Source organism: Planococcus sp. SSTMD024, from assembly GCF_041320495.1.
Classification (GTDB): domain Bacteria; phylum Bacillota; class Bacilli; order Bacillales_A; family Planococcaceae; genus Planococcus.
Window position 1 is genome coordinate 488,395 of sequence record NZ_JBGGNS010000022.1, and the last position, 12,303, is coordinate 500,697.

Sequence of the window (12,303 nt, forward strand, 5' to 3'; positions counted from 1 at the left end):
ATGCAAGGCGGCGAAAGATTTATGCTTTGTGTATTTTTGCTGTAAAGCTTGATTTGACGGTATATTTATGAGGAAAATGTCATAAACGCTAGCAGAATTTTCAGTAAAATATTGCAGGGAATCCTGCAAAAGTATATACTAAGTGACAAGCAACTAAGCGTGTTCTTGCAATGGGGGAATGAATATGCAGGATTTAATGCGAAATGTGTCAGCTTCTTATAAAGAATTCAGTTCTGGGCAAAAAAAGATAGCAGACCTCTTTTTCCGTGAACCGATTTTTATCGCTTTTTCATCTGCGTTGGAAGTGGGGAGGCGAGTGCAGGTCAGCGAGTCGACCGTCATCAGATGGACGCAGAAGCTCGGTTACAAGGGTTATACAGAGTTTCAGCATACGCTCCAGCGCAAGCTGGCGGAAGAACGGCTCGCCAATGCGCAACAGGAACGGCCTGTTGCTGCGGACCAGTCGTTTCTTGAAAACTTGCTCGATGCAGACATCACCAGCATCCTGAAACTCAAGCAAACGATCAATGAAGAAAATCTATTGCAAGTGGTCGACCGCATCAGCAAGTCTGGACAGCGCTACGTCACAGGCAATTTCTTCGATTTCGGCTTAGCTGAATGGTTCGGGGGCTGGCTTGGCAGTGCGCTCGGAAATACAGCGATGATGCAGCCCGGAACTGCCGTTTACTATGGGCAGATGGCGGAACTCGGGCCGCACGATACGATTATTGCGTTCGCATTCCCGCGCTATACGCGCACCTTGATGGACACCTTGGAGCAAGCGAAGCGCAAAGGCGCGGAAGTGATCGTCTTGACCGATAGTGAAGATTCACCGGCCGCGAAGAGTGCCGATATTGTGCTTACGGTTTCCGTCAATGCGAACTTGAACATCGATTCCTATACGGCGGTCCATGCCTTATTGACTTCTGTCATGCGCTTTGTCTACGTTAAAGAACATGCAAAAGTGAAAGAAAAGCTCGCGCAGCTCGAAGCGGCTTACACCGACCAGGACATCTTCATATAACATCCACCCATTGCAGGCACGTCCCGAATCGCTTCGGCGTTTTGGTCAAACATAAACGAAAAGGGGAGAGCAAGATGAATAAAAAATTTACAACAGCAGGCGTAATTTTAACGGCAGGCATGCTTTTGGCAGCCTGTGGATCGGATGACTCAACCACCGGATCGGAAGGATCAAGCGAAGAAGCGACAGGCAGTGATTTGAATCTTGTGGAAGAAGGCAAGTTCACGACTGCATCAAGCGGTTTATACAAACCGTTCAACTACGAGGAAGGCGGCAATCTGACTGGCTTCGATATTGAAATCGGCAACGCCATCGCAGAAGAGATGGGACTTGAACCAAACCCAATCACGACACCGTGGGAAACGATCATCCAAGGATTGACGACCAACCGCTTCGACGCGATCTTGGGCTCGATGGCAATTACAGAAGAGCGTGAGGAGCAAGTCGCCTTTTCGGACCCGTATTACTACTCTGGCGGCGTAATTTTCGTCCGTGAAGGCAATACGGAAATCCAGTCCGAAGAAGACCTTGAAGGCGCCACAATCGGCGTAGTCGGGCAAAGTACGTACGATACAGCGGCACAGAAGTATACGGACGATATCCAATATTACAACAGTGACGTTGTCGCTTTACAAGATTTGACGGTTGAAGGCCGCTTGGATGCCGTCATCACGGCAGACGTAGTCGGTTTTGAAGCTCAGAATGCAGGGCTTGAGATTGAAATGGTCGGTGATCCACTATGGATTGAGCAGGCAGCTGTAGCGGTACGCCCTGAAGACGAGGAATTGCTCGCCGCAATCAATGAAGCGTTGGCGACAATCATCGAAGATGGAACGTACACAGAGATTTCGGAAAAATGGTTTGGGCGCGATCTCCTCGATGTCGATCTTGAAGGCATCGAAATTCTCAATTAAAACGAACTGGAGATAGAAGGGGGATTCGTCTATGTTTGAATTATTGGGAACGGTTTATGAAGTGTTCATGCGGACATATCCCGGTTTTTTACGAGCTACAGTCGTAACGCTTCAATTAACAGCGGTCGGCGTCATCTTAGGGACGCTGATTGGCCTGGTGTTCGCCTTGATGAAGATTTCGGGATCCAAAATCCTGCAAGGCATCGCCAATGTATACATCACGATCATCCGCGGCACGCCGTTGATCGTACAGATCATGTTCTTGTATTTCGGTATCGTGGAGCTTTATACGATGTCGAACTTCTGGGCGGGGGCCATCGCACTTGGTGTCCATAACGGCGCGTACATCGCGGAGATTTTCCGCGGGGCGATCCAGGGAGTGGACCCAGGCCAGCGCGAAGCGAGTATGTCGCTTGGGATGAACCGCAAGCAGACGATGCAGCGGATCGTTTTCCCGCAGGCGCTGCGCCGCTCCATCCCGCCGCTCGGCAACCAGTTCATCATCACGCTGAAAGATTCGTCGCTTGTCTATATCATCGGTGTCGCGGAAATTTTCTCCCTCGCCAACCGGGAAGCGGCACAATCATTCCAGCCCTTTGAATCGTTCATTGTCGTCGCCCTTTATTACCTAGTGCTCGTCATGATCTTCACGTACTTGCTGCGCTGGTACGAAAACCGGCTTGATGTGGACAAAACCTAAGGAGGAGCAATTATGATTATTGGAGAGAATATACACAAATCCTTTGGTGATCTCGAGGTGTTGAAGGGCGTGGATCTCCACGTCCAGCCCCAAGAGGTGGTTGTTCTGGTCGGGGTCAGCGGATCCGGCAAAAGTACGCTGCTCAGATGCTTTAACTTCCTAGAGATGATCAACGAAGGAACCATTACAATCGACGGCAAGAAAGTCGATCCGAAAAAAGACAATTTGACGAAGATCCGTGCCGAAGTCGGCATGGTCTTCCAGCATTTCAACCTTTTCCCGCATAAGACGGTGCTCGAGAATGTTATCGAAGCGCCTATTACGGTCAAGAAAATGAATAAGGAAAAAGCGAAAAAGCTTGGCCTTGAGCTATTGGAGAAAGTCGGCTTAAGCGACAAGGCGGACGTCTACCCGAGCAAATTATCGGGTGGGCAGAAGCAGCGCGTCGCGATTGCCCGATCACTTGCGATGGAACCGAAAGTGATGCTCTTCGATGAGCCGACCTCGGCGCTCGACCCGGAGCTTGTCGGTGAAGTGCTGCAGGTCATGAAGCAGCTCGCTGAAGAAGGCATGACAATGGTTGTCGTGACACACGAGATGAAATTCGCCAAAGAAGTGGCGGACCGCATCATCATGATCGACCAAGGGAAGATCATCGAGTCGGCGGATCCGAAGAATTTCTTCGAAAATCCGCAGCATGAACGGACGCGCCAATTCATTCAATTGGTTGAATGAGCATTTGGGCGGCCGGCAAATCGTTCTTCTCTTATAGTTAATAAAAAAACCAGATCCGAACCGGATCTGGTTTTTTGTATTAAAGGTTAATGGTAACGTCTGCTTTTTCGCGAAGCTCCGCTACAAGCGTTTGAGTGGCTTCGTTTTCCTTTTGCATTTTCACTTGTTCTTCAAGTTCCGGTTTCAGTTCTTCAAAAGCAGGGAGTTCTTCTTCGCTGCCCATTTGTTCTTGCTGGGCTTTGACTTGCTCATAGGCTGCTTCCAATTCTTCGTTGCTAGGGTCAGTATCTCCGGCAGACTCAGCGATCAGCTGATCCACTTTCACTTGTGTTTCGATTTGGGACATGACTTCATCTTCCGCCATGCCTTGATCGTTCAAGGCCGACAGGAATTCGTCTTTCGATTCGAGCCCATTTTGCTGCGCCAATTGCTCCAAAGTCTGGTCCACTTCTTCATTGGAAGCAGTCAATTCTTGATTTTCGGCTTCCTGGACGAGCAATTTCTGGCCGACCATGCTTTCTGCCAATTGATCTTTCAATTGATTTTGGTCGATTTCCTGGCCGGACATTTGTGCTTGCATGGCCGCTTGCTGGAATTGCCCTGCATAGGCTGTTTCAAATTCCTCTTTGCTCACTTCTTCGCCGTTCACTTCTGCCACGACGTCAGGGACGCCCTCCAAATCAGGCTCGGGCATTTCCGGTTGCCCGGCACTTTCCTCGCCGCTAGGGGCTTGTTCTTCAGTTTCAGGTTGCGCGTTTTCGTTTTCTGCAGATTCATCGGCACCGCCGCATGCTGACAAGACGATGAGTGATGTACCAAGGGATAGGCCTAAAAACCATTTTTTAATCATTGTCATTCTCCTTCCAACGCATAATGTCCGGTAGTGTAACATAGCCCGGAATTCGGTGGGAAGCGAAAACCCTCAAGAGCTTGAGATGATGTGAATCAATAAGCCAGAAATACCTATTCTTTTTACTAATGACGTTTTCAGCTTTCAAAAAAGGATAAAGACTATTAATAGAGAGAATTCAAGGAGGAGACGGCATGAAAATAGCGGAAATAATGACAACGGACGTAGAGACTTGCCCGCCGACTGTAACTATCCAAGACATCGCCGCCAAGATGCGCGAAATCAATGTCGGGTCGATTCCGATTTGTGAAGAAGGGCGGATTGTCGGCATCGTCACGGACCGCGATATCGTCCTGAGGGGCATCGCGGAAGAGCTGGAGGCGGATGCGCCCATTTCGGAAATCTTTTCGGAAACTTTGATTACTGGAACGGAAGAGATGCTGGTCGAGGAAGCGGCTTCTTTGATGGCGAGGCATCAAATCCGGCGTTTGCCAATCGTGCGCCAAGAACAAGTCATCGGCATTGTCTCGCTTGGCGATATCGCGGTTAGGGGCAAAACACCGCGTGAAGCGGAAACAGCGCTTGAAAAAGTTTCAGAACCAGCCAAGCCGCGGCGATGAGCCAAGGGAAATAGAAAAGGAGATGCGAAATGGAGACGAAAGAAACTCCCAATGTATTGGAAGAAAAGGCGAAGAAAAGCGCAGCTGTGCTGCAGACCACCAATGCCAAAGTGATCAACATTCAATTGCGCAAAGGCGAAGCCATCCCGGAGCATAATGTGGATGCGGAAGTGGTCATCGTGGTACGGAAAGGGCGTGTGCAGTTCACATCGCAAGGCGAAACGGCCGAAGCGACACCGAAAAACGTCCTCCATCTTGCCCCGATGGAACATCACCGGCTTTTGGCAGAAGAAGACAGCGACTTGCTGGTCTTTCAGATCAAAGCGTAAAAAACCTCTCGAGCATGAGCTCGAGAGATTTTTTACCATTCTACTTGTTCAGGGTATTCTGCCTGGATGCCGATTTCGTGGATCGGCTGTTTTCCAGGAACTGCCGCGTTGATGACTTGTTTACGGAATGCTTGGTACTCGGAATCCTGAAGCGTGAGTTTCATGGCGATGGCAGATAAGCTTTTTTCGCGCTGCTGTCTGTCCATGCCGATGTATTTTAAGTTCAACAGGTCGACGTACTGGATGGCGTAATCGTTGACCGAAGGCGATTTGCGGAATGCTTCCAAAATCGCTGCATATTCTTCAGTCGGCACATGGCCTTGCAGGCATTCAAGGACGAGTGCCTGGAATTTCGCAATCACCGGCGCGTAAACATCAGCCAGCAAGTCGCCGCGTTTGTCTTCGTAAAGCCGGACGAAATCGCGGAGTGCATATATTGCATATAAAAGCTCTGGCCAGAGCACTTCTACCGAGAAATAGATATTCTTGTCGGGTGCGATGAAGCCGTGCTGTTTTTTCGTGTGCTCGTGCAAGCCGTTGAACACGAAATCGACATTGCGGTCGCCTTGTGCGGCGTGGCGGATTTCATAGGAAACGCCGAGTATCCGCAAACGCGATCCTTCATAGCCGTGGTATTCGCCTTCTTTGCCGATGACTTTGTAGATGGCTTGGTTCAGTTCGTCCAAATCGAAATAATCTCCGCTGATCTTGACGCCGGTATGATTCGGCGTCGTTTTCATGCTTAGCATAAGATGCCTCCTTAGCGTTTCGGTTGGTAATCGAGCTGGCGGAACAATTCCTGTTTTTCTTCTTCCGTCAGGTCGCGCCATTCGCCGGCTTTTAAATTGCCGAGGCGGATGTTCATGATGCGGATGCGCTGCAGGCGTTTTACTTCGTAGCCGAGCGCTGTACACATGCGGCGGATCTGCCGGTTGAGTCCTTGCTGCAAGGTCAGTTTGAAGACGTGCTTGGCGATCCGTTCGGCTTTCGCGGGAAGTGTCACCGTATCGAGGATCTCGACGCCGCTCTCCATCTTCTCCAAGAATTCATCGGTGACTGGTTTATCGACCGTCACGATGTATTCCTTTTCGTGTTCGTGCTCGGCCCGCAGGATTTCGTTGACGATGTCGCCGTCATTGGTCATGAGGATGAGCCCTTCTGAATCTTTATCGAGCCGCCCTACATGGAAGATGCGTTCCGGATGGTTGACGAAATCGACGATATTGCCTTCGATATGGCGCTCGGTTGTGCTGGTGATGCCGACCGGTTTATTGAGCGCCAGGTAAACGTAAGCGCGTTTCGGCTGCTGAATCAATTTGCCATCGACCCGCACTTCGTCTTCGTGCTCGACTTTGCTGCCGAGCTCCGCTTTTTGGCCGTTAATCTCAACGCGGCCGGCTTCGATGAATTTATCCGCCCCGCGTCGGGAAGTGATGCCTGTTTCACTGAGGAATTTATTGATTCGCATAAAAAAATCCTTTCGCTTGTATATTTCCACTGTCTGGTCCCATTATACTCCAGATGGCCCTTATAAGAAAAAAATTTGTAGGCTAACAGTTGCAATTTTCCGATTTATTTGACAATATATAGAGGCGAGCCCCGAAATTAATGATGCGCCATACGAGATTTGAAAGCGTATACATAATCGGGCTAAAACAAGCAAAGGGGAGATGTAGCAATGGTATATGCAGTTCCGAACACAGACGGTTCCAAAGTGAATTTCAAAGAGCAATACGATAATTATATAAACGGCGGGTGGCAGGCGCCGAAAAACGGCCAGTATTTTGAGAACTTATCGCCGGTAAATGGCAAAGTGTTCACGAAAGTGGCGCGTTCAAGCGCAGAAGATGTTGAATCGGCGCTGGATGCTGCGCATGCAGCGAAAGAAGCGTGGGCGAAAACGTCCACGACAGAACGCGGCAACATCCTCTTGAAGATCGCTGACCGCATGGAAGAGAACTTGGAGATGCTGGCGGTTGCTGAAACTTGGGACAACGGCAAAGCGGTCCGTGAAACCTTGAACGCCGATTTGCCGCTCGCAATCGACCATTTCCGTTATTTTGCCGGCGCAATTCGCGCACAAGAAGGCGGCATCAGCCAAATTGACAACGATACGGTCGCTTATCACTTCCATGAGCCTCTTGGCGTGGTTGGCCAGATCATCCCTTGGAACTTCCCGCTTCTCATGGCGGTCTGGAAGCTCGCTCCAGCGCTAGCGGCAGGAAACTGCGTCGTCTTGAAGCCGGCTGAACAAACGCCCGTGAGCATACTCGTCTGGGCTGAGTTGGTCGGCGATTTGCTGCCTCCAGGCGTCCTCAATATCGTCAACGGATTCGGGATCGAAACAGGCAAGCCGCTTGCATCCAGCCCGCGCATCAGCAAAATCGCTTTCACCGGCGAAACGACGACAGGCCGCATGATCATGCAGTATGCGTCGCAAAACCTGATTCCGGTAACGCTCGAACTGGGCGGGAAATCGCCGAACATCTTCTTCAAGGATGTCATGGACCAGGACGATGCATTCCTTGATAAAGCGGTGGAAGGGTTTGTCATGTTTGCCTTGAACCAAGGCGAGGTGTGTACATGCCCATCCCGTGCCTTGATCCAGGAAGATATTTACGAGGAATTCATGAAGCGCGCCATCAAGCGCGTCGAAGAAATCAAGACCGGCAACCCGCTGGATCCGGCGACAATGATGGGAGCCCAGGCATCCACGGAGCAATTGGAGAAAATCCAATCCTATCTCGAGATCGGCAAGCAGGAAGGCGCAGAAGTGTTGGCAGGTGGAGACCGCAACCGTTTGGAAGGCGATCTTTCAGAAGGCTTCTACATCCAGCCGACTGTCTTTAAAGGCGATAACAAAATGCGCATTTTCCAGGAAGAGATTTTCGGGCCTGTACTTGCGGTCGCTACGTTCAAGACCAAAGAGGAAGCAATGGAAATCGCCAACGATACGCTATACGGCTTGGGCGCCGGCATCTGGACGCGCGACACGAACACGGCTTACCGTTTCGGCCGCGGCATCCAGGCAGGCCGTGTATGGACAAACTGCTACCACCAGTATCCTGCGCACGCAGCATTCGGCGGCTACAAAATGTCCGGATTCGGTCGTGAGAACCATTTGATGATGCTCAGCCATTACCAAAACACGAAGAACATGCTCGTCAGCTACAGCGAAGACAAGCTTGGGTTCTTCTAATCAGAAAGAAGGGCTAGCCATGACAGAACGGGTAATCGCCACAGACGCCGCCTTGGAGCTGATCAACACCTTGAAGGAAAAGCACGGCCCATTGATGTTTCATCAATCGGGAGGCTGCTGCGACGGCAGTTCGCCGATGTGCTATCCAAAAGGTGACTTGATGGTTGGCGATCAGGATGTATTGATGGGAGTCATTGGCGACAGCGAGTTTTACATGCATAAAAGCCAGTTTGACTATTGGAGCCATACGCAATTAATCATTGATGCCGTGCCTGGGCGCGGTGGGATGTTTTCACTGGAAGGCGCAGAAGGGAAACGATTCCTTACCCGTTCGCGCGTCTTCACGGCAGAAGAAAACGAAGAACTGCAAAATCAATAATAAGAGAAATTCCCGGATGCTCGGCATTCGGGAATTTTTCTGTAAGTATGTAAAAGCCGGAAGAATAAAAGGCGCAAAAAAAGCTTTTGTGGAGCCATTTTAGCCGTTTTTGAGGAGGGGGAATCGTGGAAAAAAAGGCGCCAAAATGCTATAATAGCAGAATGAAAGGTGGTCATCCATGTGACGAATTTAGCTAACCGGGTATCCCATGAACAAGCAAATCACGCGATTTCCTGCGCCGCACACTCTCTCGTAACGGAAGGGTTTGATGTGACCCATGAAGACCGGAATTTTGTCCGCTCTGTCCTGACCGGAGAACGGACGGAAGCTCAATTCCACCAGGCCATCAAAGCGCGTTTCGATGTCTAAATACCAGCACACGTCGATGTACTGTTACCCTGGAACTGATGTGTTGGTGAATGCATTCGATATCCGCGACGAAGACAAGTTGAAGGAATTGGAGACGGTCTACGCGCTTTACCGCTTGTCGGAACTGCAATTGAAAAAGCCAAAAGACCCATCCGATCTCAAGGTGTTTCTCGATATCCACCGTTGCTTGCTGCAGGATGTCTACCCGTTTGCGGGAAAGCTGCGCGAGGAAATGACGTCCAAGGGAAGTTCGACATTCGCCCACCCGAAACATTTAGCCGGCCAGCTGAAGCAGCTTTTCGATGAATTGGCTGAAGAGGATTATTTGAAGGGCTTAAGCAAAGACGTTTTTATCCAGCGCCTCGCCCATTATCTGGCGGAATTGAATGCGCTCCATCCTTTCCGTGAAGGCAATGGCAGGGCAGTACGTGAATTTGCCCGCCAGCTTGCATTGAATGCTGGCTACCGGCTGGATTGGGCGATGATTGAAGAGCCTGCCCATATCATCAATGCGTTTGTGGACTCTTTTAACAAAGACAATGAGCGCCTGGAAGCTTTATTGGGAGAAATCATCAGTTGAATGTGCCAACCGGGCGCATCTCGACAGAAAAATAGGCTGAAGCGGCAGGCAATCCACCGCTTCAGCCTATTTTATTTGTTTTTTTGTTCGGGCTGTTCCTGAGGCGCTGGATTTTTGAGGAGCCAATCAATTGCGAACTCCACGAGCGGGCGCATTTCCGTGAGCTTGGTTTCCGCTTGGCCGAGAACTCCTTCAGTGATAATTCCAGGGAAGTCTTTGGCGATTTCCGGGAAGCGGTCTGAATCCATGTCGACACAATCGTAGGTGGCCCATTGACGCTCTCCTTTGACGTACATCGCTGCACCTTGCGGGGAAGTCGTACGCTCCGGCTGCAGGAATTCTGCATAATGGAGTGCGGTGCACGAATCGAACCCGGTGCCAACAAGCAGGATCTTCACTTGATGTGCCATCATTTTTCCAAGAGGCGACGCCGGGCCGAACGAATCTTCCAGCGGCTGTTCCGCCATCCACTCAGCGGCAAACTGTCCCCAGGCGATGAATGAATGGGTCGGATGGGGGCTGCGGATCGTGGCCGGATGTCGGTGGAGACATTCCGGTATTTTTCCCATGCCGCGCATATTCGTCAGGTCGGGGTCGTACGCCGGCATCTGGTCGCGTGTCGGCTGATGCCAATTCTCAGGGATCGGTGGAGCCATCCAGTAGACGGGATCGGAATTATCGGCAGACTGTGAAGGCATGACGAGAGTGCCTTCAGGAGTGATGACTTCCATCAAAGCTTCAACGACTGCCTGCGCGCCTCCGGCAATCCAGCCCATCGACTTCAGCGAGGAATGAACCATCAAGTGATCGCCCGCAGCAACTCCGAGTTCCTGCAGTTGCCGCTTCAGCGAATCCTTGGATTGAAAATCGGGTGTGTTCAGAATTTGTAAAAGATCAGACATGGACTTGGTTCCCCCTTTTTTTCCACTTTACCATAAGGAGGAATTTTGGTTTTTATTTTTCGAGTGGAACGGACCCGTGGGGGATTGAAAATTTTCAGCAGCGGGAATAACTTTAGGGAAGAAAGAGGAGGGGAATAGATGGAAGCGAAACCTATGCGCGAATCACGGACCATCCAGACCAAGCTGGTGCTTCCGCCTGACACCAATCACATGGAATCGATCTTCGGCGGGAAAGTGCTCGCCTATATCGATGAAATTGCCGGCATCTCGGCGATGAAACATGCGAGCCGCCACATTGTCGTCACGGCCTCGATCGATTCGGTGGATTTCTTGTCATCTGCAAAGGTGGGGGACGTATTGGAATTGGAAGCAAATGTCACATCAACCGGCAGAACTTCGATGGAAGTGTATGTGCGCGTCAAATCAAAGAATTTGGAAACCGGGGAAGAACGCTTGACGACCGAATCGTTTTTGACGTTGGTCGCGATCGGCGAGAACGGAAAGCCGACACCGGTACCACCGGTCTATCCTGAGACAGAAGGCGAGAAGCTGTTTTTCGAATCAGCGCCTGCACGCCGGGAACACAGGAAACAGCGCGCGAAGACGCCAAGATAAAAAAGGATCCTACAAGGGATCCTTTTTTGCGTTCTCTTTCACATTGGCGAGGGCGCTGCCCGTTTGATTGGTGATGACCGACATGCTGCCATCCGTCTCGAGGATGACAGCTTTAATGTTCTTCAGGTCGCCTTCGCCTGAATTGCGTACCGCTTGCATGATTTCAATATCTTTGACGCGTTCGTCGCGCATGGCCTGTTCCAGGAATTCACCTTCCGAAAACAGCAGCCGCGGCTCTGATTTGATCAGTTTATTGAAGCTTTTTGAGTGCACTGCCGTGAAGGTAATCAAATACTGCAGGACGATCAAGACGGCAAATGCTGTAAGGCCCTCCCATAAACTGATGTTGCTGTCGAGCAGGATCGTTGCCAAAGTGGAACCTAAAGCTACGGTCACGACGAGGTCGAAGGCGTTCAGCTTCGTTAAGGTCCGCTTTCCTGAGGTTCTCAGAAACACCAATAAGCCGATATACGCCAGAACGCCCACTGTGACGATTCGGATGAAACTGTCCAAGCTTATTTCGAACATTCGGCTCTTCCTCCTTTTAGAATGCGAAAAGATAAGACAGGCTTATTAACATGTGGATAAGTCCATTATCAATGGAAATCGACTGTGAATTTCGACATTTACCCACATAACCCACGGAATTTTGTTAATTATTGTGCATAACTGCCGTTTTTTCGCGCTTAATATGGGCTTTCCCTAGAAATCTGGACGTGAAACGGAATTTTGTGGATAGTTTCAAGAGAAAAGATAAGAGGCGGAGTCTTAACTAGGAATTCATGCAATTTACCTGTTCAAGCCATCTTAATTCGGGAATAGGGGAGTAAGAGAAGCGAGGAGAGGTGAAAAGATGGAAGGTGTCCGTCATTTTTTCCGTTTTACAGGCATGGCTGTATTTATTCTGAGCATCGTCCTGTTTTTTGTCACATTACTGAATAATTGGCTTGATTTTACCTCAATGGATTGGCTAAACGGCCTGTTTTGGCGTGTTTATTTGTTCTTCGCGGTATCTGGAATCTTGCTGTATATCCTGATCACCTTCAGAAGAAAAAAAGACGATTAAAAAAAGCACCGGAAAATTCCG

Annotated in this window: 17 protein-coding genes; 12 read left to right on the forward strand and 5 right to left on the reverse strand. The window is 50.1% G+C overall.

Translation table 11 applies throughout. The annotated features are described in order from the left end of the window. Positions 1 to 184: 184 nt before the first annotated feature. The 4 genes from AB9R92_RS11205 (at position 185) to AB9R92_RS11220 (ending at position 3,373) form a co-directional block, all read left to right on the forward strand. Entirely contained in the window at positions 185 to 1,024 is an 840-nt protein-coding gene (locus tag AB9R92_RS11205; RefSeq protein WP_370669528.1) for a MurR/RpiR family transcriptional regulator, read from the forward strand. Between the two features lie 74 nt (positions 1,025 to 1,098). After that, positions 1,099 to 1,938 (forward strand): transporter substrate-binding domain-containing protein, encoded by an 840-nt coding sequence (locus tag AB9R92_RS11210; protein ID WP_370669529.1) that lies wholly within the window; start codon positions 1,099 to 1,101, stop codon positions 1,936 to 1,938. Positions 1,939 to 1,969: 31 nt separating this feature from the next. After that, entirely contained in the window at positions 1,970 to 2,638 is a 669-nt protein-coding gene (locus tag AB9R92_RS11215; protein ID WP_370669530.1) for an amino acid ABC transporter permease, read from the forward strand. 12 nt (positions 2,639 to 2,650) lie between these two features. After that, positions 2,651 to 3,373, forward strand: a complete 723-nt coding sequence (locus tag AB9R92_RS11220) for an amino acid ABC transporter ATP-binding protein (protein ID WP_370669531.1) — start codon at positions 2,651 to 2,653, stop codon at positions 3,371 to 3,373. A 79-nt stretch (positions 3,374 to 3,452) separates the two neighbouring features. Here AB9R92_RS11220 and AB9R92_RS11225 read toward each other — a convergent pair whose 3' ends face one another. Then, the gene (locus AB9R92_RS11225; protein WP_370669532.1) at positions 3,453 to 4,223 is read right to left on the reverse strand and encodes a SurA N-terminal domain-containing protein; all 771 of its coding nucleotides are present in this window, start codon (positions 4,221 to 4,223) and stop codon (positions 3,453 to 3,455) included. Positions 4,224 to 4,417: 194 nt separating this feature from the next. Here AB9R92_RS11225 and AB9R92_RS11230 point away from each other — a divergent pair, with 194 nt between their 5' ends. Both AB9R92_RS11230 and AB9R92_RS11235 read left to right on the forward strand, forming a co-directional pair. After that, a complete protein-coding gene (locus tag AB9R92_RS11230; RefSeq protein ID WP_370669533.1) occupies positions 4,418 to 4,843 on the forward strand; it encodes a CBS domain-containing protein in 426 nt (141 codons plus the stop codon). 29 nt (positions 4,844 to 4,872) lie between these two features. Beyond that, a complete protein-coding gene (locus AB9R92_RS11235) occupies positions 4,873 to 5,172 on the forward strand; it encodes an AraC family ligand binding domain-containing protein (protein WP_370669534.1) in 300 nt (99 codons plus the stop codon). A 32-nt stretch (positions 5,173 to 5,204) separates the two neighbouring features. Here AB9R92_RS11235 and AB9R92_RS11240 read toward each other — a convergent pair whose 3' ends face one another. After that, a complete protein-coding gene (locus AB9R92_RS11240) occupies positions 5,205 to 5,921 on the reverse strand; it encodes a DUF6904 family protein (RefSeq protein ID WP_370669535.1) in 717 nt (238 codons plus the stop codon). Between the two features lie 11 nt (positions 5,922 to 5,932). Beyond that, positions 5,933 to 6,640 (reverse strand): 23S rRNA pseudouridine(2604) synthase RluF, encoded by a 708-nt coding sequence (gene rluF / locus AB9R92_RS11245; RefSeq protein ID WP_370669536.1) that lies wholly within the window; start codon positions 6,638 to 6,640, stop codon positions 5,933 to 5,935. Between the two features lie 210 nt (positions 6,641 to 6,850). Between rluF and adh the strand changes: the two genes are divergently transcribed. The 4 genes from adh (at position 6,851) to AB9R92_RS11265 (ending at position 9,699) form a co-directional block, all read left to right on the forward strand. Continuing rightward, positions 6,851 to 8,371: an aldehyde dehydrogenase gene (gene adh, locus AB9R92_RS11250; protein ID WP_370669537.1), complete on the forward strand. Its 1,521-nt coding sequence runs from the start codon at positions 6,851 to 6,853 to the stop codon at positions 8,369 to 8,371. A 19-nt stretch (positions 8,372 to 8,390) separates the two neighbouring features. Continuing rightward, positions 8,391 to 8,750 carry a DUF779 domain-containing protein gene (locus tag AB9R92_RS11255; protein ID WP_370669538.1) on the forward strand — a complete coding sequence of 120 codons (360 nt, stop codon included), beginning with the start codon at positions 8,391 to 8,393 and terminating at the stop codon, positions 8,748 to 8,750. Positions 8,751 to 8,930: 180 nt separating this feature from the next. Then, the gene (locus tag AB9R92_RS11260) at positions 8,931 to 9,119 is read left to right on the forward strand and encodes a hypothetical protein (RefSeq protein WP_058382723.1); all 189 of its coding nucleotides are present in this window, start codon (positions 8,931 to 8,933) and stop codon (positions 9,117 to 9,119) included. Next, the gene (locus AB9R92_RS11265) at positions 9,112 to 9,699 is read left to right on the forward strand and encodes a Fic/DOC family protein (protein ID WP_370669539.1); all 588 of its coding nucleotides are present in this window, start codon (positions 9,112 to 9,114) and stop codon (positions 9,697 to 9,699) included. The genes AB9R92_RS11260 and AB9R92_RS11265 overlap by 8 nt, the downstream gene beginning before the upstream one ends. A gap of 71 nt (positions 9,700 to 9,770) precedes the next feature. On the opposite strand, the gene AB9R92_RS11270 is transcribed toward AB9R92_RS11265, so the two are convergent. Beyond that, positions 9,771 to 10,601 (reverse strand): AAC(3) family N-acetyltransferase, encoded by an 831-nt coding sequence (locus tag AB9R92_RS11270; protein ID WP_370669540.1) that lies wholly within the window; start codon positions 10,599 to 10,601, stop codon positions 9,771 to 9,773. Positions 10,602 to 10,739: 138 nt separating this feature from the next. Here AB9R92_RS11270 and AB9R92_RS11275 point away from each other — a divergent pair, with 138 nt between their 5' ends. Further along, positions 10,740 to 11,216 carry an acyl-CoA thioesterase gene (locus tag AB9R92_RS11275; RefSeq protein WP_121298742.1) on the forward strand — a complete coding sequence of 159 codons (477 nt, stop codon included), beginning with the start codon at positions 10,740 to 10,742 and terminating at the stop codon, positions 11,214 to 11,216. Positions 11,217 to 11,225: 9 nt separating this feature from the next. Here the strand turns inward: AB9R92_RS11275 and AB9R92_RS11280 are convergent, their stop codons facing one another. Continuing rightward, positions 11,226 to 11,744: a DUF421 domain-containing protein gene (locus tag AB9R92_RS11280; protein ID WP_370669541.1), complete on the reverse strand. Its 519-nt coding sequence runs from the start codon at positions 11,742 to 11,744 to the stop codon at positions 11,226 to 11,228. A gap of 325 nt (positions 11,745 to 12,069) precedes the next feature. On the opposite strand from AB9R92_RS11280, the gene AB9R92_RS11285 reads away from it, so the two are divergent. Further along, positions 12,070 to 12,282, forward strand: coding sequence for a hypothetical protein (locus AB9R92_RS11285; RefSeq protein ID WP_370669542.1), 213 nt, complete (start codon positions 12,070 to 12,072; stop codon positions 12,280 to 12,282). Positions 12,283 to 12,303: the final 21 nt, after the last annotated feature.